General features: G+C 32.4%; 27 protein-coding genes. 19 read left to right on the forward strand and 8 right to left on the reverse strand.

Annotated features, from left to right (window positions below; all coding sequences use genetic code 11):
• The 5 genes from T1L09_RS09675 to creD are packed head-to-tail and all read left to right on the forward strand — an operon-like array spanning position 1 to position 3097.
• Positions 1-621 (forward strand): YiiX family permuted papain-like enzyme, encoded by a 621-nt coding sequence (locus T1L09_RS09675; RefSeq protein ID WP_322550758.1) that lies wholly within the window; start codon positions 1-3, stop codon positions 619-621.
• 24 nt (positions 622-645) lie between these two features.
• Positions 646-942 carry a winged helix-turn-helix domain-containing protein gene (locus tag T1L09_RS09680; protein WP_322550759.1) on the forward strand — a complete coding sequence of 99 codons (297 nt, stop codon included), beginning with the start codon at positions 646-648 and terminating at the stop codon, positions 940-942.
• A 54-nt stretch (positions 943-996) separates the two neighbouring features.
• Positions 997-1458 (forward strand): hypothetical protein, encoded by a 462-nt coding sequence (locus tag T1L09_RS09685; RefSeq protein WP_322550760.1) that lies wholly within the window; start codon positions 997-999, stop codon positions 1456-1458.
• 7 nt (positions 1459-1465) lie between these two features.
• Positions 1466-1783, forward strand: coding sequence for a hypothetical protein (locus T1L09_RS09690; RefSeq protein WP_322550761.1), 318 nt, complete (start codon positions 1466-1468; stop codon positions 1781-1783).
• 12 nt (positions 1784-1795) lie between these two features.
• A complete protein-coding gene (gene creD / locus T1L09_RS09695; protein ID WP_322550762.1) occupies positions 1796-3097 on the forward strand; it encodes a cell envelope integrity protein CreD in 1302 nt (433 codons plus the stop codon).
• Between the two features lie 129 nt (positions 3098-3226).
• Here creD and rocD read toward each other — a convergent pair whose 3' ends face one another.
• The 4 genes from rocD to T1L09_RS09715 form a co-directional block, all read right to left on the reverse strand.
• Positions 3227-4507: an ornithine--oxo-acid transaminase gene (rocD, locus tag T1L09_RS09700; protein WP_322550763.1), complete on the reverse strand. Its 1281-nt coding sequence runs from the start codon at positions 4505-4507 to the stop codon at positions 3227-3229.
• A gap of 156 nt (positions 4508-4663) precedes the next feature.
• Entirely contained in the window at positions 4664-5074 is a 411-nt protein-coding gene (locus T1L09_RS09705) for an OsmC family peroxiredoxin (protein ID WP_322550764.1), read from the reverse strand.
• 89 nt (positions 5075-5163) lie between these two features.
• Complete coding sequence (locus T1L09_RS09710; RefSeq protein WP_322550765.1) at positions 5164-5706, reverse strand: DUF1697 domain-containing protein; 543 nt, start codon at positions 5704-5706, stop codon at positions 5164-5166.
• 36 nt (positions 5707-5742) lie between these two features.
• On the reverse strand, positions 5743-6435 hold the full coding sequence (locus tag T1L09_RS09715) for a DUF1003 domain-containing protein (protein WP_322550766.1): 693 nt from the start codon (positions 6433-6435) through the stop codon (positions 5743-5745).
• A 113-nt stretch (positions 6436-6548) separates the two neighbouring features.
• Between T1L09_RS09715 and rlmD the strand changes: the two genes are divergently transcribed.
• The 5 genes from rlmD (at position 6549) to T1L09_RS09740 (ending at position 12178) form a co-directional block, all read left to right on the forward strand.
• The gene (gene rlmD / locus T1L09_RS09720) at positions 6549-7964 is read left to right on the forward strand and encodes a 23S rRNA (uracil(1939)-C(5))-methyltransferase RlmD (RefSeq protein ID WP_322550767.1); all 1416 of its coding nucleotides are present in this window, start codon (positions 6549-6551) and stop codon (positions 7962-7964) included.
• A 5-nt stretch (positions 7965-7969) separates the two neighbouring features.
• Positions 7970-8503 (forward strand): DUF6452 family protein, encoded by a 534-nt coding sequence (locus tag T1L09_RS09725; protein WP_322550768.1) that lies wholly within the window; start codon positions 7970-7972, stop codon positions 8501-8503.
• Positions 8475-9176 (forward strand): DUF6048 family protein, encoded by a 702-nt coding sequence (locus tag T1L09_RS09730; protein WP_322550769.1) that lies wholly within the window; start codon positions 8475-8477, stop codon positions 9174-9176. The genes T1L09_RS09725 and T1L09_RS09730 overlap by 29 nt, the downstream gene beginning before the upstream one ends.
• Positions 9177-9400: 224 nt before the next feature.
• Positions 9401-11605 carry a TonB-dependent siderophore receptor gene (locus T1L09_RS09735; RefSeq protein WP_322550770.1) on the forward strand — a complete coding sequence of 735 codons (2205 nt, stop codon included), beginning with the start codon at positions 9401-9403 and terminating at the stop codon, positions 11603-11605.
• A 24-nt stretch (positions 11606-11629) separates the two neighbouring features.
• Positions 11630-12178, forward strand: a complete 549-nt coding sequence (locus T1L09_RS09740; RefSeq protein ID WP_322550771.1) for a PepSY-associated TM helix domain-containing protein — start codon at positions 11630-11632, stop codon at positions 12176-12178.
• Between the two features lie 123 nt (positions 12179-12301).
• Here the strand turns inward: T1L09_RS09740 and T1L09_RS09745 are convergent, their stop codons facing one another.
• Positions 12302-13768, reverse strand: coding sequence for an aminoacyl-histidine dipeptidase (locus tag T1L09_RS09745; protein WP_322550772.1), 1467 nt, complete (start codon positions 13766-13768; stop codon positions 12302-12304).
• Positions 13769-13867: 99 nt separating this feature from the next.
• Here T1L09_RS09745 and T1L09_RS09750 point away from each other — a divergent pair, with 99 nt between their 5' ends.
• On the forward strand, positions 13868-14932 hold the full coding sequence (locus tag T1L09_RS09750) for a DUF3810 domain-containing protein (protein WP_322550773.1): 1065 nt from the start codon (positions 13868-13870) through the stop codon (positions 14930-14932).
• A 17-nt stretch (positions 14933-14949) separates the two neighbouring features.
• Here the strand turns inward: T1L09_RS09750 and T1L09_RS09755 are convergent, their stop codons facing one another.
• Positions 14950-16254, reverse strand: coding sequence for an NAD(P)/FAD-dependent oxidoreductase (locus T1L09_RS09755; protein WP_322550774.1), 1305 nt, complete (start codon positions 16252-16254; stop codon positions 14950-14952).
• Between the two features lie 314 nt (positions 16255-16568).
• On the opposite strand from T1L09_RS09755, the gene T1L09_RS09760 reads away from it, so the two are divergent.
• Genes T1L09_RS09760 through T1L09_RS09770 form a run of 3 tightly spaced genes read left to right on the forward strand, consistent with a single transcriptional unit; the run spans position 16569 to position 18564 of the window.
• The gene (locus T1L09_RS09760) at positions 16569-17063 is read left to right on the forward strand and encodes an RNA polymerase sigma factor (protein WP_322550775.1); all 495 of its coding nucleotides are present in this window, start codon (positions 16569-16571) and stop codon (positions 17061-17063) included.
• Between the two features lie 2 nt (positions 17064-17065).
• Positions 17066-17710 carry a hypothetical protein gene (locus tag T1L09_RS09765; RefSeq protein ID WP_322550776.1) on the forward strand — a complete coding sequence of 215 codons (645 nt, stop codon included), beginning with the start codon at positions 17066-17068 and terminating at the stop codon, positions 17708-17710.
• A complete protein-coding gene (locus T1L09_RS09770) occupies positions 17710-18564 on the forward strand; it encodes a TraB/GumN family protein (protein WP_322550777.1) in 855 nt (284 codons plus the stop codon). The genes T1L09_RS09765 and T1L09_RS09770 overlap by 1 nt, the downstream gene beginning before the upstream one ends.
• A gap of 37 nt (positions 18565-18601) precedes the next feature.
• Here T1L09_RS09770 and T1L09_RS09775 read toward each other — a convergent pair whose 3' ends face one another.
• Both T1L09_RS09775 and T1L09_RS09780 read right to left on the reverse strand, forming a co-directional pair.
• Entirely contained in the window at positions 18602-19411 is an 810-nt protein-coding gene (locus T1L09_RS09775; RefSeq protein WP_322550778.1) for a lysophospholipid acyltransferase family protein, read from the reverse strand.
• A gap of 96 nt (positions 19412-19507) precedes the next feature.
• A complete protein-coding gene (locus tag T1L09_RS09780) occupies positions 19508-20149 on the reverse strand; it encodes an NUDIX hydrolase (RefSeq protein WP_322550779.1) in 642 nt (213 codons plus the stop codon).
• Positions 20150-20218: 69 nt separating this feature from the next.
• Here T1L09_RS09780 and T1L09_RS09785 point away from each other — a divergent pair, with 69 nt between their 5' ends.
• From T1L09_RS09785 to T1L09_RS09805, 5 genes are all read left to right on the forward strand, one after another.
• Positions 20219-20662, forward strand: a complete 444-nt coding sequence (locus tag T1L09_RS09785; RefSeq protein ID WP_322550780.1) for a DUF4268 domain-containing protein — start codon at positions 20219-20221, stop codon at positions 20660-20662.
• 70 nt (positions 20663-20732) lie between these two features.
• Complete coding sequence (gene msrB, locus T1L09_RS09790; protein ID WP_322550781.1) at positions 20733-21212, forward strand: peptide-methionine (R)-S-oxide reductase MsrB; 480 nt, start codon at positions 20733-20735, stop codon at positions 21210-21212.
• A 1-nt stretch (position 21213) separates the two neighbouring features.
• On the forward strand, positions 21214-21702 hold the full coding sequence (locus T1L09_RS09795; RefSeq protein WP_322550782.1) for a DinB family protein: 489 nt from the start codon (positions 21214-21216) through the stop codon (positions 21700-21702).
• The gene (locus T1L09_RS09800; protein WP_322550783.1) at positions 21690-22364 is read left to right on the forward strand and encodes an NRDE family protein; all 675 of its coding nucleotides are present in this window, start codon (positions 21690-21692) and stop codon (positions 22362-22364) included. Before T1L09_RS09795 ends, T1L09_RS09800 begins: the two co-directional genes overlap by 13 nt.
• 4 nt (positions 22365-22368) lie before the next feature.
• Positions 22369-23406 carry a D-alanine--D-alanine ligase gene (locus T1L09_RS09805; protein ID WP_322550784.1) on the forward strand — a complete coding sequence of 346 codons (1038 nt, stop codon included), beginning with the start codon at positions 22369-22371 and terminating at the stop codon, positions 23404-23406.
• The last annotated feature ends 164 nt before the right edge of the window (positions 23407-23570 follow it).

Below are 23570 nucleotides of genomic sequence, written 5' to 3' on the forward strand. Positions count from 1 at the left end.
ATGAAAAAGCTATTAGGTTTACTTATTTTAAGTTTGGTTTGCTATTCCTTTAATTTTAAACAAATCGCAACTATTGCTTTTCAGGATGGAGATATTATATTTCAATCTTCAAATTCAAAACAGTGTGAAGCTGTTAAAATTGCTACAAAATCAGCATTTTCTCATTGTGGAATTATCTTTATCGAAAATGGAAAATCTTACGTTTATGAAGCGGTTCAACCTGTAAAAATGACATTACTAAAAGATTGGATAGCACAAGGAAAAGATTCTAAATATGTGGTCCAACGTCTAAAGAATTCAGATAAACTATTGTCAAAGGAAATTCTGAATAAAATGAAAACGTATGGCAAAACATTCAACAACAAAAGTTATGATTTGTATTTTGGTTGGAGCGACGATAAAATATATTGTTCTGAATTAGTTTGGAAAATATATAAAAACGGAGCTAATATTGAATTGTGCCAGACTAAAAAATTGAAAGATTTTAATTTAAATCATCCGGTAGTTCAGCAACTAATGAAAGAACGTTACGGTAGTAAAATCCCTTATAATGAAGCTGTTGTAGCTCCATCACAACTTTACGAATCTGTATTAGTGCAAACTATTTACAATAATTTTTAAACCATAAACTTTTAAACTATACCAATGCCAAACATCATCCAAAATATCAACAAAGCCTTTGATCACCGAATTCGTTTGGGGATTATGTCGATATTGATGGTCAATGAAAGTGCCGATTTTAATATGCTAAAAGAACTTTTAGGCGTAACCGATGGCAATTTAGCTTCGCATACAAAAGCGTTGGAATTAGAAAATTACATTCAGATTGAAAAACAATTTATTGGTAAAAAACCTAATACAAAATATAGTGCAACAAAAGAAGGAAGAATTGCCTTTACTGCTCACATTGAAGCACTTGAAAAATTAATTAAGAAAAGCTAAAACTATTTTTTTGTCTATTTACTTTGAAATTCAAAGTACTTTTAAATTAAAATTATGAAAGATTTATTTATTGAAAAAATGTATGAACTCAGCAAAAAACCATATCAAAAGTTAATCAAAAAAGGAAAAGCTTGGGAAATAAATATTCCTGAATTAATTCTACTTCCGGCGGATAGTTTGGGATATCATTTGGGTTGCTTCCTGCTGAAATACAATTTTGAAATCCAACCAAAACTAGAAGATCACGATGTAATTCACGTCTTAACCAACACCGGAATTTCAGTTGTCGAAGAAATTGGAATGCAATATTATCTTTTCGGAAACGGAAAAAGAAGTTTGTATTTGCTACTGGTAATTCTTTCTGGAACATTATTTTATCCCACAAAAAATAGTTATTTCAAAAAGGAATTTAAAAAAGGTAAAAGAGCTCATCCCTTTTATGGTTTGGATTTTCTGAATATGCTATCCCTTCCGCTGGTAACACTTCAACACTCATTTAACATCAATAAAAACTAATGCAACTATGGAAAACTATTTTTTAAACTTATCAATTTCTACGAAAATCGCTTTTATTTCATTTACAATTGGAACACTTTTATTTGGTACGCATTTCCTCATTCCACGTTCCGATACTTTATTTGTGATCGGATTATATTATACGCTAACCGCAATTTTCGTGAATGGAATAATGTTTCTAAAACTTATTTATGATTGGATAACAAATCCAACTAATAGATATTCCATCGAAAAACAAGGCTTAGTCGTACTCGCAAATATTCCAATTGCAATACTTTATTTTTTTATCATTTCAAATAATATCATATCAAATTCACCATTCTAAACTTTAACAATTATGGAAAATCAACCAGAAATTCAGCCAGAAATTCAACCAAAAACTTCAATTTTTCAATCATCGACAGCCAAAATGATTTTGGTCGGGATTTTAACTTTGGTATTGCTAATTCCGCTTTCTTTAGTACAAAATTTAATCTCAGAAAGAAGCCTTCGTCAAAAGGAAGTAGTTACCGAAACCACATCAAAATGGGGTGGAAAAATAGCATTTCAAGGACCCATTTTAAAAATACTTTATACCGATCCTGTTACAAAGAAAAATAATTTCGCCTATTTTTTTCCCGAAGAATTGAAAGCAAACATTCAAACCACAATGGAAAAACCATTAGAACGAAGCATTTATAAATCCAACGTTTTTACTAGTGAAATGAAATTCGACGGGAAATTTTCGAAACCAAATTTCGAAAACATTCCCGTTGAAAATATCCATTGGGATCAGTCTAAAATCATCATCAAAACTACCAATTTAAAAAGTCTAAAAGACGAAGTAAGTATAAATTTCAATTCCAAAAAACTCACTTTCGAACCGGCAAATACGACTTCAGGCGATAGCATTGAAAGTTTAGAAACCAACTATTTCGATTATGGTTCGAGTCAAAATGACGTGAATTTCAAATTTGATATTTCATTCAAAGGAAGTCAGCAAATTAAAGTAGTTCCAATTGGTAAAACAACCTCTGTAACTATGAATTCGAACTGGAATTCCCCGAGTTTTAATGGCAATCACGCTCCAATAACAAGAGAGGTTACGAACAAAGGATTCAAAGCCGATTGGAAAATTCTACATTTCAACAGACCGTTTTCCCAACAGTATTTTGGCAATTTACCTTCCATATACCAACACAGTTTAGCAGTCGATTTTATAACGCCAGTTGATGAATACCAACAAAACGAGAGAGCCTCAAAATATGGTTTTTTAGTAATTGGATTAACGTTTTTAATCTTCTTTTTAATTCAATCGATTAGTAAAATCAACATCCATATTTTTCAATACTCTATGATTGGAATAGCCTTAATTATGTTTTATACCTTGCTAATTTCCATCACCGAACACAGTAGTTTTTCATTGGCTTATGCCATTTCAGGAACTTCCGTAATCGCCTTAATTTCTCTGTATTCCATCTCCATCTTAAAAGACAAAAAATTCCCGCTATTTATCGCAATTTCACTAACCGTTTTATACACATTTATTTACGTGATAATCCAGCTCGAAGATTACGCCTTATTAGTTGGAAGCATTGGATTATTCCTAATCTTAGCCGCCGTAATGTATTTCTCTCGAAAAATAGAATGGACAAAATAGATTTTGAGCGAATTCCCGAAACTTTGGAATAAATAGTCAATTATTTTTTATAAAAGTAAAACTCCGAAAGAAAATTATATTTCAATCGGAGTTTTTTTATTTTTTTGAACCACTTATACTTTCAGAATCTTATTTTTCAAACTCTTTTAAAGTACTGATAATAATTTCAACACAAGCTCTCAATTCTGCTTCTGTCATTACCAATGGTGGAGCAAAACGAATAATGTTTCCGTGTGTAGGTTTTGCTAATAAACCGTTTTCAGCTAAACGCATACAAATATTCCAAGCGGTTTCACTTTCTTCTGTGTCGTTAATAACTACTGCGTTTAATAAACCTTTTCCTCTAACTAAAGTAGCAATATTTGAAGTAGCAATAAATGCATCTAGTTCATCACGGAAAATTTTTCCTAATTTACGAGCATTTACAGCTAATTTCTCGTCAGTAACCACTCCTAAAGCAGCCATTGCAACAGCAGCCGCAACTGGATTTCCACCAAAAGTAGATCCGTGTTGTCCGGGCTTAATTACATTCATAATCGAATCATTAGCTAAAACTGCCGAAACAGGATAAGCACCACCTGATAAAGCTTTCCCTAAAATTAAAACATCAGGTTGCACATAAGTGGCTTGTTTTTCACAAGTAGCATCACAAGAACAATTGCCACAAACGGCTAATAACGAACCGGTGCGAGCAATTCCTGTTTGTACCTCATCAGCAATAAACAAAACGTTATTAGCTTCACAAAGTGCTTTTGCTTTTGCTAAATAATCAGTTGCTGGCGTATAAACTCCAGCTTCACCTTGAATTGGTTCTACTAAAAATCCAGCAATATTTTTTGATGATTTGATGGCTTTTTCTAAAGCTGCTACGTCATCGTAAGGAACGCTAATAAAACCAGCAGTATAAGGTCCGAAGTTTTTACGTGCATTTTCATCATTTGAAAACGAGATAATTGTAGTAGTTCTTCCGTGGAAGTTTCCATCACATACAATAATTTGCGCCTCATTTTCATTAATTCCTTTTTTCTCGTAAGCCCATTTTCGACACAGTTTTAAAGCAGTTTCAACCGCTTCTGCACCAGTATTCATTGGTAATACTTTATCAAATCCAAAATAGTTCGTTACAAATTCTTCATAAACTCCTAATTTATCATTGTAAAATGCTCTTGATGTTAAAGTTAATGTTTGCGCTTGTTCCATCATAGCGCCAACAATTTTTGGATGACAATGACCCTGATTAACAGCTGAATAGGCTGATAAAAAATCATAATATCTTTTTCCGTTAACGTCCCAAACATAAACACCTTCTCCTCTATTTAATACAACAGGAAGTGGGTGATAATTATGAGCTCCGTATTTTTCTTCTAATGCAATTGCTTCTGCCGAAGTCATTTTTTCTAAAACTGACATAAATTTTAATTTTATTGATAGTTACATCGCAATTCCTTCTTTTGGAGAGAAATCATCCTAATGATACAAAAATATAAATTTTACCTCATTTAGCTCCTACTTAAAAAAACAATAAAGTAAAAATTATTACAATCTAGAAAGGTTCTAATTAATCCATTACAACAAAGTCGCCTCAGAAGTGATTTTGGTGTTGAATAATTTTGAAATCAAACAATTTTTTTCTGCTTTTTTCACAATCTCCTGAAATTTATCATCTGTAATCCCTTTAATTTTTGCTTCCACTTTTAAATGTGAACCAACAATTACGAGATCAACTAAATTAATTTCGCATTTCGTTTCTATATTTTCAATTTCGAAATTTTCTTCTGATAAGTATGCAGCGATTTGCATGGTAAAACATCCTGAATGTGCCGCAGCAACTAGTTCCTCAGGGTTTGTTCCGATTCCATCTTCAAAACGCGTTTTAAATGAATATTGCGTATTTTCTAAAACCGTACTTTGCGTGGTTAATGTTCCATTTCCTTCTTTCAAAGTTCCTTTCCAGACTGCTGTTGCATTTCTTTTCATAGTGTTTTTTTTAGTTGTTTCTCAAAGTTATTAATAACCAACAACTTAACAAAATGAATAAGAAAACCTTAATTAAAAATTAACAGAATTTATTCTTGATACATTTCTAATAAAGTGGTTACAGTATTCCAATTTCTTATGGTAGCGACCGTATTTAATTTTTTCTCAATGTATTTTTGGTCTAATCGAGTTTTGCCAGCACCGACGGCATATTTTATGTAAATTCTACTACTATCAATCGCCGCTTCATCGGGTTTAAATTGACTTATCCTTAAATCATTTAAAGAGCCACTTGACAATTCTTTTCCAATAAAAGCAACGTATAATTTCTTTAAATCGCAATCATTTTCTTTTAAATAAGGATTATTTTTTAAACAAGCTTCTAAATCTGTTTTTCCAATTACAACTACTGGAACTTCGTGACCAAACACTTTGAAAATTTCTTGTTTTATGATAAATCCAACACTTGGACCATTTTCTTCTTCCGAATCCACAAATACATTGCCTGATTGAATATAGGTTTTCACATTTTTAAATCCGATGCGTTCCAAAGCCATTTTTAATGCATCCATTTTAATCATACTGTGGCCTGAAACGTTAATTCCTCGAAGTAAAGCTAAGTGCGTTTTCATAAATAAATTTCTGATTTACTGCAAAAATAGTCGTTTCTATTTAATTCGGTTTAAAATATCATTCATCATTTCAATTTGCACTTTTTGAATTTCGATCAATTCTTGTTGTTGATGCATAATTATATGATCGATCTTATCATCTAACATTCTAATTTCTAATTCCGATTTCAGGTTGATTACGTAATCTTTTTTAGAACGTTCTCTATCTTTTTCTTCCTGACGATTTTGACTCATCATAATTACTGGAGCCTGAAGAGCCGCCAAACAAGACAAAATTAAATTCAATAAAATAAAAGGATACGGATCAAATCCTTTGTCGAGGAAAAGAATCACGTTTGAACCAATCCAAATGGTAATAAAAACGAAAAATGAAATGATAAAGGTCCAGCTTCCTCCAAATGAGGCTACTTTATCGGCAATTACCTGACCTGTGTTTCGAACATCGGGTTCATCTTCAACTTGGGCTACAAACGAAGTATCTTTGCCAATTGAATCCACGACATTTTTTTCTAAATCGGATAATTCCGAAATTTCGGTTTGTAAAAATTTTGCAATGTATTTTTCACGATAAATATTTAATTCATCTACCGAAATTGAATCATTCAAAGTAAAATCTGGGTAGTCATTTATAATCAATTTCAGGATTGAAGTACGAATAGTTTTTGCCGCAATGCGACTCTTTTCGGGATAATCAATATTCGAAATGGCACTTTTGAATGTTTTACTCATAATTACAGCTATTTTACAAGCTAAATTACGAACAAAATGATTTTTAAAATTAAAAATTCACCATTAATTAAAAAAATAGATTAAAAGAAGATAACAATTCTTATTTTTGCCCTATGGGAAAAAAGAAAACAGAAAGAATCGTATTCGAAAACGTAAAAATCCTTGATGCAGGTGCAAAAGGTGTATCAGTCGCAAAAGCACCTGATGGCAAAGTAATTTTCTTACCAAATGTTGTACCCGGTGATGTGGTAGATGTACAAACTGTGAAGAAAAGAAAAGCATATTACGAAGGTAAAGCTATAAAAATTCACGAATTTTCGGAACATCGTATTGAAGCTATTTGCCAACATTTTGGCACATGTGGTGGTTGCAAATGGCAAAATATGGTTTACAGTCAGCAATTATTTTATAAAAATCAAGAAGTTTTCAATAATTTAAAACGTATTGGTAAAATAGAGTTGCCCGATTTTGAGCCTATTTTAGGTTCAGAAAAGCAATTCTTCTACAGAAATAAGATGGAATTTGGTTTTTCAAATGCAAGATGGATGACCGATGAAGAAATTCAATCGGGAACCGAATTTGAAAATAAAAATGCCTTAGGTTTTCATATTCCAAAAATGTGGGATAAAATCTTAGATATTGAAAAATGTCATTTGCAAGAAGATCCTTCGAATGAAATTAGAAACGAAATCAAACGTTTTGCAAACGAAAACAATTTAAGCTTTTTTAATCCAAGAGCTGTTGCAGGTTTATTGCGAACTTTAATGATTCGTACCGCTTCAACCGGTGAATTGATGGTGTTACTTCAGTTTTTTGAAAAGGATAAAACAGCTATCGAATTGATGATGAATTTTCTTGCCGAACGTTTTCCACAGATTACTTCGTTGCAATATGTTATCAATCAGAAATTAAACGATACTTTGTATGATCAAGACATTATTTTATTTAAAGGTCGTGATCATATTTTAGAAGAAATGGAAGGTTTACAGTTTAGCATCAATGCGAAATCATTTTACCAAACCAATTCAGACCAAGCTTATGAATTGTATAAAATCACAAGAGAGTTTGCTGGTTTAACCGGAAATGAAATTGTTTACGATTTATATACTGGAACGGGAACTATTGCTCAATTCGTTTCAAAATCAGCCAAAAAAGTAATTGGTGTGGAAGCAGTTCCAGAAGCAATTATTGACGCTAAGGCGAATGCAACTCGTAATAATATCACAAATTGTGAATTTTATGTTGGGGATATGAAAAACGTTTTTAATGACGACTTCATTGCACAACACGGTCATCCAGATGTAATTATTACCGATCCACCTCGCGATGGAATGCATAAAGATGTAGTAGAACAAATTATGAAAATCGCACCCAATCGTGTGGTTTATGTAAGTTGTAATTCAGCAACACAAGCAAGAGATTTAGCTTTGATGGATGAAAAATATAAAGTGGTTCGTGTGCGTCCGGTGGATATGTTTCCGCAAACACATCACGTAGAAAATGTGGTTTTATTAGAAAAAAGAAACTAATTCAGATGAGAAAATTTAGTTCAATTTTATTGGTTTTACTTTTAGCCGTTTCCTTTTGGAATTGCGAGAAAGACGACATTTGTGCAGACGGAAATGCTAATACCCCTTTTATGGTAATAGAATTTTATGATGCTGCTAATCCTACTGTTTTAAAGAACGTTACGAATCTAAAAGTTTTACTAAACGGAACCACTAATGCTGTAGTTTTTAATAAAGATTTAGCTGCTGATAATGTAGAAAGGTATTTGTCGAATGCTAGTAAGATTTCCATTCCTTTAAATTCGAATGCTACACAATCTGGATTTGAATTCTTATTGAATGCCGGAGATACATCAGAAAATATTGATGTAATCAAATTTAATTATGATACAAACGACGTTTATCTTTCAAGAGCTTGTGGTTATAAAACTATTTTTCAATTAAATACAACTAATGCAGTTGAATTAACAGCAGATGCCAACAACTGGATTCAAAACATACAAGTTTCTCAACCTAATATTACAAACGAAAATGAAGTACACATTAAAATTTATTTTTAGTCTCGCTTTATTGTGTTTTTCACTGTTAGGGACTGCACAAACCAAAGATACTACAAAAGTGGTTTATCCGGAGCGTTATGGTTTGCGAATTGGCGTTGACTTACACCGTTTGACAAAATCATTGTACGATAGCAATTATAAAGGCTTAGAAGTTGTTGCCGATTATCGCTTAACAAATCGCTTTTATATAGCAGGAGAAATAGGTAATGAAGATAAAACAGTTGATGACGATCGTTTGAACTTCACTACAAAAGGAACTTATTTTAAAGTAGGTTTTGATTACAACTCCTTTGAAAATTGGTTGGATATGGAAAATATGATTTATGTAGGAATGCGTTATGGTGTAAGTAGTATGAGCCAAACGCTAAATACATATAAAATTTATGATCCTTCTAATTATTATGGTGAAACTATTATTACTTCTGGTGAAAAATTTGATGGATTAAGCGCAAGTTGGTTAGAAGTTGTTGGCGGAATCAAAGCAGAGTTGTTCAATAATTTATATTTAGGATTCTCGGTCCGTTTAAATTATTTAGTAACCAACAAACAACCTGATAATTTTGAAAACTTATATATTCCCGGATTTAACCGGACTTATGATGGAAAATTTGGAGCTGGTATAAATTATACAGTAAGTTATTTCATACCAATTTATAAGAAAAATAAGAAATAATTTATTTAAAAAGGCTTACTTTCATAAGCCTTTTTTTTAATTCAATTTTTTTTAATTCATACTAAAATCAACGCTTACCAATGATATTCGTAATATTAATTGTTTGTATTTTTATGAAAATCAGTAATTTATAATTTTTATTTAAATTTAATCTAAATAAGTTTTATTATTTGAAAAGGAGTTTTTATATTTGCATCGTTATTTTAATTAAATCTAAATAAGAGATGCTTAAGAATATCTTTATAACTACAGTTCTATTATTATCCTTTAACGCTTTTGCACAAGAAAGCATTAATGATACCAGCGAAAACTACTTTACAGAAAATGATTCGGTGAAACGATTAAAAGAAGTGGTGGTGGTTTCAAAAAACAATCCAACAAAATCTTCAGTTAACCGATCGGGAATCAAAACAATGGATTTGCCACAAGCCGTTCAAGTAATTGGTTCCGAAATTATTCAACAACAACAATCCATTCGCTTAAGTGATATTATCAAAAATGCAAATGGAGTCTATGTAGGTTCGGCGCGTGGTGGTGCCCAAGAATCATTTTGGTCTAGAGGTTATGATATGTCGTCTAATAATATGTTTAAAAATGGTTTCCGTTTTTCTAGTGGTTCCATTCCTGAAGTTTCTTCATTAGAAAAAGTGGAAATCTTAAAAGGAAGTGCTGCCTTATTGTATGGAAATGTTACGCCAGGAGGAATTCTAAATATGGTAACTAAAACGCCAAACTTTAAAACGGGTGGCGAAATTACGATGCAAACTGGAAGTTACAATTTTTATAAACCTGCTTTAGATTTATATGGCGCTTTTAATAATTCAATTGCTTACCGCTTAAATGCTTCCTATGAAAATTCAGAAAGTTTCCGTGATTTCGTAACTAAAGAACGTTATTACTTTAATCCTTCGTTCTTATTTAGACTCAATGATAAAACAGAAATCACAGTTCAAGGAGATTATATGAGTGACGATTGGACACCTGATTTCGGAACTGCACTTATTGGAAAAGAAATTGCTGCTGTACCAAGAAGTGCTTTTTTAGGTGCTAAATGGTCAAATGGAACTACCAAACAAGCAACAACTTCTATATTAGTAAACCACGAATTTAATTCAAATTGGAAATTAAACTTCAACAGCTCTTTTCAGGATTATGATAGAACATCAATTGCAACCGAACGTATTCGACCAGAAGTAAATGGCAATTGGGATCGTCCTTACGGAAGAAATAAAGCAGTAGAGCAAATTTTCGCAAACCAAATTAGCTTGCAAGGAAATTTCAAAACTGGAAAAATAAAACACCAACTATTTACAGGAATCGACACGGAATTAGCCAATACCGATGCTTATACTTTTAAATTCTTCAATGCTACAACAGGAGCATTTGTAACAAATTATGATCAAGTTAATATCTTCAATCCTGCATCATACGATCAAGCAAATGAAGGTCCTGTTTTACCATCGAGAGCAACTAAAATAGTAAAAACAGAAACAGGACGTTATGGAATTTATGCACAAGATTTGATTTCATTTACAGATCAATTTAAAGTATTAGCAGGAATTCGATATTCGTATCAAGAAGCGAAACCCGTAACGTACGATTTAGATGCAAATACGGTTAAAGAAGAAACAATTAGAAATGATAGAGCTTTTTCTCCTAAAGTAGGATTAATCTATCAACCTTTAAAAACGCTTACTTTGTTCTCAAGTTATTCCAATTCTTTTACGCCAAATACTGGAGTTACAATTGACAACGAAGCTATCAAACCATCAATTATTGACCAATTTGAAGCAGGAATCAAAAATGAATTCTTAAATGGAGCATTAACTACTAATCTTACGTTTTATCAAATCGTAAATAGTAATTTGGCACAAATGGCAGAATTAGATGCTAATGGAAACATAAATACAAACAATCAAGTAAAATCTTTAAGTGGCGAAACTACTAGTAAAGGATTTGAAATCGACATCACCTACAAACCTGAAACTGACTTTAATATCAACGCAGGTTATAGCTACAACGATATGCGTTATACAGAAACATCAGGAATAACCGGAAGTTTTATTGAAGGCGATCGTTTAACAAGAACACCACAACATACTGCAAATTTGAGTTTCTTTTATAAATTACCAAGCGGAATGTTTAAAAATGTTTCTTTTGGCGCAATTGGAAACTATCTTGGAAATCGTTTAGGAGGTTATAACAATCAAATTGACCCAACAAAACCTAATGGAATTTATGACCGTGAAATACCTTTAAATGGTTATACAACTATTGATGCCTCTATTGGATACGATTGGCAAAATATCTCGATTTTATGTAAACTATCGAATATTACCAACGAATTAAATTATACAGTTCACGAAAATTACAGTGTGAATCCAATTGCACCAAGACAAGTAATGACTTCAGTACGTTATAGATTTTAATTCTAAACAAGATACCTTTTTACTATGAAACAAAAATTAATCAGAGATATTCACCGCGATTTTGGCTACTTTTATGTTGGCCTAATAGTTTCCTTTGCTTTTTCAGGAATTTTAATGAACCACAGAGAAAATTGGCATCCCGAAAAATATACTGTCAATACAAAAGTAATAAAAGTTGCGCTTCCTGATAAAAGTCAGATTACTGAAGAATTTGCTGAAAATTTAGGAAAAGAATTGGGCATAGATGATAAAATGCGTCGTCAAAGTGTGAAGAAAGGCACTTTTAAAATTTCTTTTGAAAAGCACGATGTAGAAATCGATATGGAAACGGGAGTTGGTGAAATCGTAGCATTTAACAAAACGCCAATCATTAGTCAAACAATGAAATTACATAAAAGCACTTCCAATTGGTGGATTTACTACTCTGATATTTTTGGAATTTCATTGATATTAATTGCCATCACAGGAACCTTAATGGTTACGCACGGTAAAAATACATTCAAAAAACGCGGTTGGAAACTAGCCGCAGCAGGAATAATTTTTCCGCTGATAGTTTTAATTATTTTGAGTTAAGTAAACAGAAAGGTTCACGAAAGTGAGCCTTTTTTTAAGCTATATGATGTAAGAGTTTAGTTTGAATTTATACAAAAAAAACCGCTGAATCACTTCAGCGGTTTCTCTAGAATTTCTAAATCTTTATGCTTTAACCGGAATATTCTCTAAAATCTCCAAAACAAAATCCCAGAATTTTTGAGACGATTTAATTGAAGCTCTTTCATCTGGACTGTGTGCTCCGTGAATTGTTGGTCCAAAAGAAATCATATCCATTTCCGGATAATTTGTGCCTAAAATTCCACATTCTAATCCTGCGTGACAAGCTACTACTTTCGCTTTTTCACCATTTTGTTTTTCGTAAATAGAAGTCAAGACGTCTAATATTTCAGAATTTACATTTGGTGTCCAACCTGGGTAACTTCCTGCAAATTCAACTTCACAACCGAATAATTCGTAAGCCGAACGCAAGGCATTTGCCAAGTCCATTTTAGAAGTTTCTACTGATGAACGTGTTAAGTTTTGAATCGTAATTTGACCTTCTTTTACAATTACTCTTGCAATATTGTTCGAAGTTTCTACTAAGTCTTCCATATCCGCTGACATTCTATAAACGCCATTGTGTGCTGCATAAATTGCTCTTACTAATCCTTCTTGAACGCCTAAATCCATAACTTTAGCAGGAAGTGTATCGTTTTTAACAATTTCGATTGTCAAATTCGGTTCCATTGTTTTGAATTCAGTTTTGATATCGCCAATGATTTCTTGCATATCAAAAACATACGCTTCGTCATAAATTGATGCAATAATTACTTGGGCAACGCTTTCACGAGGAATGGCATTACGCAAACTTCCGCCTGAGATTTCGGCAATTTGCAAGCCAAAATTTTCAAATCCGTCAAATAATAAACGGTTCATAATCTTGTTTGCATTCCCTAATCCTTTGTGAATATCCATTCCCGAATGACCACCTTTCAATCCTTTTACAGTAATGGTATAACCTACAGAACCTTCTGGAGTTTCTTCTTCGTTATAATCTCTCGTTGCAGTAACGTCAATTCCACCGGCACAACCGATGTCAATTTCATCATCTTCTTCCGTATCCATATTTAACAAGATTTCCCCTTTAAGAATTCCTCCTTTAAGGTTTAAAGCACCTGTCATTCCAGTTTCTTCGTCAATAGTAAACAAAGCTTCAATAGCTGGATGTTTGATTGTAGTAGATTCTAAAATAGCCATAATCATCGCTACTCCTAACCCATTATCAGCACCAAGTGTTGTTCCTCTAGCACGAACCCAATCGCCATCAACATACATATCAATTCCTTGGGTATCGAAATCAAAATCAGTATCGTTATTTTTTTGGTGCACCATATCCAAATGTCCTTGTAAAACAATTGGCTTGCGGTTTTCCATTCCTGGAGTTGCAGGTTTGCGAATAATTACGTTACGAATATCATCTTCAAACGTTTCCAATCCTAATTTTTGCCCAAATTCCATCATAAAAGCAATAACACGTTCTTCTTTTTTAGAAGGTCTTGGTACGGCATTTAAATCGGCAAATTTATTCCAAAGTGCTTTCGGCTCTAAATTTCTAACTTCTTGACTCATTATGTTTGTGTGTGTGTTAAATATCAATGCAACAAAGTTACAAAGTTTAATTTCTTTACAAATTGATTTGTGATTATATTTACATTTTAAAAACGCATTGTGAAAAGAAAATTCCTACTTCCTATATTTTTAATCGTCCAAATTATCCTTGTAAAAACTATTGGGCTATTTCCTGATTTTATTGAAAACTGGTACAGCAACGGTTTTTATCCGAAGTTGGCTTTTTTATCGCGAAGCATTTTAGGTAAATTACCGTTTTCATTTGGCGATGTGATTTACTTAATTCTAATTATTTTGTTAGTTCGATGGATTTGGAAACACCGCATTGGTTTTTTTAAGGAATGGAAAAATAATGGATTGGCAGTTTTGAGTTGGATTTCGCTTTTCTACTTTTTCTTTCATTTGTTGTGGGGAATGAATTATTACCGAGTTCCTTTGCATGAAAAATTACAAATTGAAAAAGAATATTCCCAGCAAGAATTAGAAGTTTTCATTGAAAAAATGATATCGAAAACGAATACTTTGCAATTCGAAATCACTAAAAATGACACAGCAATTGTTGTGATTCCCTATTCTGATGCAGAAATTTACGAAAAATCGTTAGCAGGTTATAACAAATTGCCTGAAGATTTAAAGGAGTTTCGATATGAAAACAAAAGTATTAAATCTTCTTTGTTTAGTCTTCCGCTGAGTTATATGGGATTTGGTGGTTATTTGAATCCGTTTACAAATGAAGCACAAGTGAATTATTTGAAACCAAAATATACTTCGCCTTTAACTACTTGTCACGAAATGGCACATCAAACGGGAATTGGAAGTGAAAGTGAATGTAATTTCATTGGATTTATAACCGCTTCTAAAAATGATGATATATATTTTCAGTATTCGGCCTATAGTTTTGCTTTGCGTTATGGTTTGAATAATCTAGAGCATTTAAAAGAAGGAAGTTCTAAACCTTATGTAGCAAAAATTAACAAAGGAGTGCTGAAAAACTTTGACGAAAACGAGGTTTTCTGGAACGAATACAAAACGCCAATTAATACATTCTTCGAATATTTTTACGATAATTTCCTAAAACTAAACCAACAAAAAGACGGAATGGAAGGCTACAGCAAATTTGTCGGTTTAGCGATTGGTTATGAGAAAGTTGGCAGTGAGCAATAAATTGTGTTCAGTAATTACTAAACTTCATCACTTGTAAAACTAATCTGCTTTCTTTTCTTATAAGGTCGCATTATTAATCGTGCTTCGCGATCAAATCGGACGTAATTGTAAACCCAATTTAAGAAGACAACCGCTTTGTTTTTAAATCCGATTAGCGAAAACAAATGCACAAACATCCAAACAAACCAAGCAAAAACGCCGCTGAATTTATAATTTGGTAAATCTACAACCGCTTTATTGCGACCAATGGTTGCCATTGAGCCTTTGTCTTTGTAGACAAAAGGTTTCATTGGCTTTTTGGCTAATAAACGGACTAAATTTTCGCCTAATAATTTTCCTTGTTGCATCGCAGGTTGCGCCATCATTGGATGTCCTTGCGGATTTTTATCGGAAATCATTAAAGCAATATCGCCAATGGCAAAAATATTATCGTAACCTTCGACCTGATTAAATTGATTGACTTTAATCCGATTGATTCTTGTTACAAAACTATCGGCTTTTAATCCGTGAGGCAAAGCGCCTTGCACGCCCGCCGTCCAAATAACAGTAGCGGAATCAAATGACAAATCTGTGGTGGTAGTCACTATTTTACCATCATAACCGGTTACGCGAACGTTTTTCCAAATACTAACGCCTAATTCCTTTAGGAACTTATCGGCTTTCTCTGAAGCGTTTTTGCTCATTGAATCTAAAATGCGATCACTACCTTGCACCAAGTTGATTTCCATTTTTCGTACGTCTAAATCAGGATAATCTTTTGGTAGAATTGCTTTTTTCATTTCGGCCAATGCTCCGGCTAGCTCTACTCCTGTTGGTCCGGCACCCACCAAAACAAAATTCATTAAACTATGGCGTTCGTCAATATCATTTGTTAGTAAAGCTTGTTCGAAATTCTCTAAAATTAGACTTCGAATGTTTAGCGATTGTGGAATCGTTTTCATAGCCATACTGTTGCTTTCGATTTCTTTATTGCCGAAATAATTGGTTTTTGAACCGGTTGCAATAACTAAATAATCGTATTTCAATTCGCCTATATCGGCATAAATAATATTTTTTTCGCCGTCAATTTCGCGTACTTCGCCCATTCTGAAATAGAAATCTTTGTATTCTTGAACTATTTTCCGAATTGGGTAAGCAATAGAATCAGGTTCCAATCCACCAGTTGCGACTTGATACATTAAGGGTTGGAAATTGTGATAGTTGTGTTTGTCTAGTAAAACTACTTGTACGTTTTTATTGCGTAATTTTTTAGCTAAAGAGATGCCACCAAAACCACCACCAACGATTACAATTCGAGGAAAACTACTACGAGGTACATTCATTTTTTTAAGCACTAATAATTGATACGAAGATACGGTTTTGATTAACCATTCTTAGATTTTTTTGCAGGAATATTACTTTGAAAAAATAAAAAATATAATTTCTTTAGCACTACTATTTCATAGCCCTGATAGTAATGGAAAGCTTTTTATGAAAGAATGCTATTTTTTGTTGTTGTAAAAAAGCGACCTAAGAAGCTCTTTTTAGAACTTACAAAAAAAGTATTGTTTGTAAAAACTTGTAATGGATAGCAGGAAATTGCTCCAAAAAAGAAGTATACTTGTAACATAATAGCCCAAACAACTACTTATTGTATATGAAATCAGAATCGGAAGCACTCTTTGTACAGCAGTTAAAAGAAAATCAGAATATAATCCACAAAATTTGTCGGTTGTATACTACTGATGCCGATTCTCATAAAGATTTGTTTCAGGAAATTACGATTCAGTTGTGGAAGGCTTTTCCGAACTTCAGAGGCGATTCTAAATTTACCACTTGGGCTTACCGAGTGGGATTAAACACTGCGATTACACTTTACCGAAAAAAGAAAAGAACGATTGACACCATTGAGTTTGACAACACGTTCCACAAGGTAACGCAGGAGGATTACAATTTTGAGGAAGAAGAAAAATTAAAATTATTATACAGCGCCATAAGTGAGTTAAATGACATTGAGAAAGCGCTGGTTTTCTTGTATTTAGAAGACAAGAATTATACTGAAATATCTGAAACATTAGGTATTAGTGAAGTAAATGCACGGGTAAAAATGAACCGTGTGAAAGGAAAATTAAGAAAAATATTAAATCCGTAATTATGGATGAATTAGAAATATTAAAAAAAGACTGGAAAAAAAACGAAAACATTTTTGACCAAGTAACCGAAAAAGATATTTATGGCATGCTGCATAAACGATCGTCGTCGATTGTGAAATGGATATTGATTATTAGTGTTTTAGAACTTGTATTGTGGAATATATTTTCTTTTTTAGTTCCAAACGACACGTATTCAAACACCTTAGCAGAAATCCATTTAGACAAAATAATAGCTGTTATAGACCTCTTGCATTATGCTGTTATCTTGTTTTTCATCTACTTGTTTTATAAAAATTATAAAGCAATTAATACTACAGACACGGTCAAAGAATTAATGCAAAGCATTCTAAAAACTAGAAAAACGGTACAATATTATGTGTGGTATAATGTAGGAATGTTATCTTCTTTAATAATATTTGGCTTCACCTACCAGTTTATGTATGATTCAGAGTTTCAAAAATTATTGAATCAAGGGATGCAAAATGAAAATTCAAATAATTTTCAGGCCATTTTTTTAATTACGATTTTTGTTATTGTAATTGCTGTTTTTATTGGACTTATTTGGTTGTTTTATAGGTTGTTATACGGAATATTAATGAAGCGACTTCAAAAGAATTATTACGAACTTAAAAAAATTGATTTTTAATGAAACAGTTATTTTTATTTGTTGGGATTTTTGCTTCCCTATTTGCTAATGCTCAGGAGTTAGAAAAGAGCTTGTTATGGAAAATATCAGGTAAAGGCTTGAAGAGTCCGTCTTATTTATTTGGTACCATTCACGCTACTTGTGATGCAACATTAGACGCGAATACTTTAAAAGCGTTAGACGAAACAGAGCAACTGTTTTTAGAGATTGATATGGACGACGAGGCGATGCCTATGCAGATGATGAAGTATATGAAAATGAATGATGATGAGAAACTTTCTACATTATTAAGTGCTGAAGACTTTGAAATTGTTGATGTATTTTTGAAGGAAAACATAAAAATGTCAGCCAAAATGTTTGATACATTCAAGCCTTTTATGGTTAGTGCTATGTTGATGCCAAAATTATTAGACTGTAAATATGCATCAGTAGAATCAGAGCTAATGCGCGTGACGAAAGAGCAAAATGAAGAAGTATATGGTTTGGAAAAAGTCGAAGAACAAATGAAAGTTTTTGATGCAATTCCATACCAAACGCAAGCAGATGAACTATTAAAAACTGCAAAAAACGGTTTAGAAAAAGACAAAATAGAATTCCAGAAAATAATGGATAGCTATAACAGCAAAGATATCGAAGGGATGTTGAAAATGATGGATGACTCGGATAATAAAATCACTGCGGATAATAAAGATGTTTTATTAAACAATAGAAATAAAAATTGGATTCCAATAATTATTAAAACGGCTAAAGAAATGCCAACGTTCTTTGGTGTTGGCGCTGGCCACTTAGCTGGAGATGAAGGTGTAATTAAATTACTTCGAAAAAAAGGTTATAAGGTTGAAGCTGTAAATTAAAACAAAAAAGAGAAGCAATTGCTTCTCTTTTTTTATGCTAATATTTCCACATTCTTTCTTTATCAAGTTTTGCTTGTTCGTCTAAAATTTCAGAAGGAATTACCTTTAAAAAGGATGGATGTTGCTCAATAGCATATTCTATCATTTCCACTACTTCATCAACCGTTGCATTATCATAATCAATTTTTAAAGGTTCTTTAATTACAAATGATTGTAAAATACCTTTCTTCTTAATACGCAATCCTTTGCGATCAAACGAACGACGAAAACCATCAATGACAATAGGAACCACGATAGGTCTGTGCTGTAAAATAATATGCGCTGTTCCTTTTCTAACGGGTTTAAACGACCGTGTTGTTCCCTGCGGGAAAGTAATTACCCATCCGTCTTCTAAAGCAATTTTAATATTCTCAGTGTCATTTGGGTTCACCTCTTTTTTCTCTGTTACATCTTCGCCTTTAGCTCTCCAAGTGCGTTCTACGGTAATTGCACCTGCATAAGCTAATATTCTTGGCAATAAACCTTCTTGCATGGTTTCCTTAGCGGCTACATAATACATATTTAGCTTTGGATTCCACAAATAAAGTACATTGTTGATGTTGTTTTCTCTTCCTTTTAAACTTGCATTAAACACGTGAAACATTGCTACTACATCGGCAAAATAAGTTTGGTGATTTGAGATGAATAACACATTTGTATCAGGCAAACTTCTAATAATCTCCGAGCCTTCAATCTTCAATTGGTTAAAACTTTTATAACGTCTGTGTGTAATAAAAGCTGCAATTCGAATTAACCACGTTTTTAAAAACAATATATGTCCAAAAGGATTTCTCTTAAATAATCCCATAATTTTTTTCTCTTTTTAACAAAACAAGATAGCAAATGTAGTAAAATCAGGCATTTTATAAAGAAAAAAAGTATAAAATCGCATAATAATTTACCCCTAAAGCAAAGCGCTTTTTATAGTTTCCTTTAACTCGCTCATCATCATTGCAGTAGCACCCCAAACAACATATTTATCAACCATAAATGCCGGAACTTCAATATTGGTGGCGTAAGAAGTAGTCATTTTTACTTTGGTAATACTTTTTTCACTAAGAAAATCTTCAACGGGAAATTCTAAAACACGTTTCACTTCGTGTAAATCAGGTACAAAGGTTAATTCTTGTTGCGAAATCCCCATAAATGGAGCCACTAAAAAATTACTAGGTGGAATATAAATTTGACTAAATGATTTAATTATTTCTACTTTTTCTCTATTAATTCCAACTTCTTCGTGTGTTTCGCGTAAAGCAGTTTCTTCTAAATTAAAATCTGACTCTTCTACTTTTCCACCTGGAAAGCCAATTTGAGAAGAATGCACACCAGGATAAGTATTCCTAACGATTAGTGCTAAATGAGTTTGCTTATTTTTAGGATAAAAAAGCATTAAAACAGCCGCTTGACGTGGATTATTTTCTTGGTAATTTTCTTCTTTTAAATACGAAATACGTTCTAAGGGTGCCATTTTTGCATGCGCATCTGTAGAAAGCAATTTTTCTTTTTCTATCTTTGGAATATAATTTATAAAATCTTTAAAAAGCATCTCCTTAAAATTTTAGCAGTCTTAAAGATAGGAATTTTTTAAAGAAAACAACATTCATAATAAAAAAATATGTTTAGTAAAGAAGAAGCATTGCAAATAAAAAAAGATTTTTGGATCGCATTTGCCGCAGAATACCCGAAAAAATGGATATTGTACAATACAAAAATAAAAGATGTGACTTTTAAGTTTCATATCGATAATAAAAAAGCACAGGTTTTATTAGATATAGAACCAAAAGAGGAAAATAAACGTATAGTATATTATGAGAAGGTAGAATCATTAAAAAATATTCTTCTGGAAGAGTATTTACCTGATGCTATTTTTGAGCGCAATTTTTACTTACCAAGTGGAAAAATATTGAGTCGCGTTTGGGTAGAAAAAGAAGGGATAAGCATTAACAACAAAAAAACTTGGCCTGTGGTATTTGAGTTTTTCAGTGAAAAAATGGATGCTTTTGAACGTTTTTTCTATGAGCATGAAGACTATATTAAGGATTTAGAAATCAACACCTAATTCAAATATTTTGTAAATAAGTTAACAGAGTAATTGAATTAAAACAATTAATTTTGAAAAAATGTTAGCTATGAAAAATTTATTTTTAGTACTTTTAGTAATTACATTACAATCGTGTCAATCACAAAAAAAAGAAGACGTTAAAACTATGAAAGCAACAATCGAAAAAACAGATGCAGAATGGAAAGCACAACTTTCTGAAGTAGAATATGAAGTTTTAAGAAATAAAGGAACTGAAAGAGCTTTTACTGGCGAATACTGGAATCATTTTGAAAAAGGTAAGTATGTTTGTGCCGCTTGTGAAAACGATTTATTTCTTTCGCAAACAAAATTTGAGTCAGATTGCGGATGGCCATCATTTGATAAAGCTATCGAAGGTTCAGTAATTTATAAAAAAGATACCTCTTTTGGAATGACTAGAACTGAAGTAATGTGCGCCAAATGTAATGGACATTTAGGTCACGTTTTTGATGACGGTCCAAGAGAAACGACAGGACAAAGATTTTGCACCAATTCAGTATCTGTAAAATTCATTCCCGAGACAAAATAATATGCTAATTCATTTCGTAAAAAGCAATTTAGAAGAAAATATTCAACTACTTCGGCAGTTAACCAATGTAGAATTGACGACAGAAAACATGAAGTTAAGTGGAACTACTATTGGCCAGCATATTCGTCATAGTATTGAATTACTGGATTGTTTATTAGTAAATTACGAAACTGGAATTATAAATTATGACATCCGTCAAAGAGAAGTAAAAATTCAAACGGATGTCAATTACGCCATTTCAATTCTTGAAAATCAAGTGAAAAGTCTTGAAAAACCAAATAAAAAACTTTCATTAGTACATAATTGTTATAGTGAAAGTGAGTTGTTACCGACCAATTATTTTCGTGAATTATTATATAATTTGGAACACAGCATCCACCACCAAGCTTTGATAAAAGTAGCATTATTTAGTTTTCCACATATCACTATCTCCAATACATTTGGCATTGCACCTTCAACTATAGCTTATAGAAAAGAATGTGTACAGTAACTTTTATCCCTACTTCCAATGGATTTATAATCACCTCTAATCGAGATGAAAGAGTCGCACGTGAACGTGCTATAACTCCTATGGAATATGAAATTGATGGATGTAAAATTACCTTTCCAAAAGACCCACAAGCTGGCGGAACTTGGATTGCAAACACCGATAACAAAGTCATCGTTTTATTGAATGGAGCAGCAGAAAAGCACGAAATTAAACCTTACTATCGAAAAAGCAGAGGCTTAATTGTGCTGGAATTAGCAAGTTCATCTGATAGCTTAAACCTTTGGCAAGCAATGGATTTAGAAGCTATAGAACCTTTTACGATTATCTTGTGGGAAAACAATAAATTGCACCAGTTGCAATGGAATGAAATTGAAAAAAGCAAAGTCGAATTTGCTATAAATTCGCATCATATTTGGTCCTCTTCTACTCTATATCCTAAAGAAATTAGAGCCAAAAGAGAAAATTGGTTTACACATTTTTTTACAAATAATCAAAAGCTAGATGAAGAAGCTATTTTAAATTTTCATCAACTTAAGGAAAAAACAAATTCAGAATACGGTTTACAAATAGAGCGAAATAATGAATTGAAAACTGTCAGCATTACCCAATGTTTGATTACTTCAGAAAGTATAAAAATGTCTTATTTAGATTTAATGAAATAAACAAATGAAGTTTAAACTATTCATCCATAAATTAACGAATTGGGAATATTGGCCATACCAAGTTGTGTATTTACCTGTATATTTTCAATACCTTTTTTATGCTGTTAGAACGCAGTCTTTTTTTTATTTCAATGCGTCTAATCCTACCTTCAAAAACGGAGGTTTTTTTCTGGAATCTAAAAAAGAAATTTACGATTTAATTCCTCCAGCATACTATCCGAAAACGATTTTAATTCAATCAAACGAAGCTCTAAACGGAATCATTTCAAAAATTAAAATTGAAAATATCCGATTACCATTCATTGCCAAGCCTAATATTGGTTTGAGAGGAACGGCAGTAAAAAAAATAAATACAGTTGATGAATTAGAAAATTACATACAAAAAGCAAATTTTGAAATACTGATTCAAGATTTAATTCCGTATGAAAATGAAATTGGACTCTTTTACGTAAAACTACCGAACCAACCTGGCAAAATTACTGGAATCGTAGCCAAAGAATTCATGATTGTAACGGGAAACGGGAAAAACACACTGCGTGAATTAATCCAACAAGACTTACGTTATTTATTTCAATTGGAAACGTTGGAAGCAGAATACAAAGAACAATTAGAGACTGTTTTAGAAACAGGAGAGGTTATTAATTTAGTTCCTTATGGAAATCATTGCCGAGGCACCAAATTCGTTGATGCTAGCTTTGAAATAACCCCTAAAATGACGGAAACTTTTAATGAAATTTGCCAACAAATTGATGGATTTCATTTCGGCAGAATGGATATTATGTATAAGTCATTTGATGATTTAGCACAGGGCAAACACTTTCAAATTGTTGAAATAAACGGCGCTATCAGTGAGCCCACACATATGTACGATCCAAAACACTCGCTACTATTTGGTTGGAAGGAACTCACGCGTCATTTCCACTATATGTATTTGATTAGCAAACACAACAAGAAAAATGGAGCCAAGTACCTGACCTTCAAAGAAGGTATTCAAGAATTTAAAAACCACCACAAACATTACGATACAATTCTAGATTTCTAGGGCGTTCCCTTTTCAGGTCGGGCTATTCGTTCTATCTTTTTGTTTTTAAAGAAAAAACAAAAAGGATGCCACTTCCATCCCTAACGCAATCCCGGTTTTCATAAGGAAATTCGTTTTATTAAGTAGTTTTAAAGCATTTAAAAGTTTGATTTTATAGTTTGATG

It is taken from the genome of Flavobacterium psychraquaticum, from assembly GCF_034497725.1.
GTDB lineage: Bacteria > Bacteroidota > Bacteroidia > Flavobacteriales > Flavobacteriaceae > Flavobacterium > Flavobacterium psychraquaticum.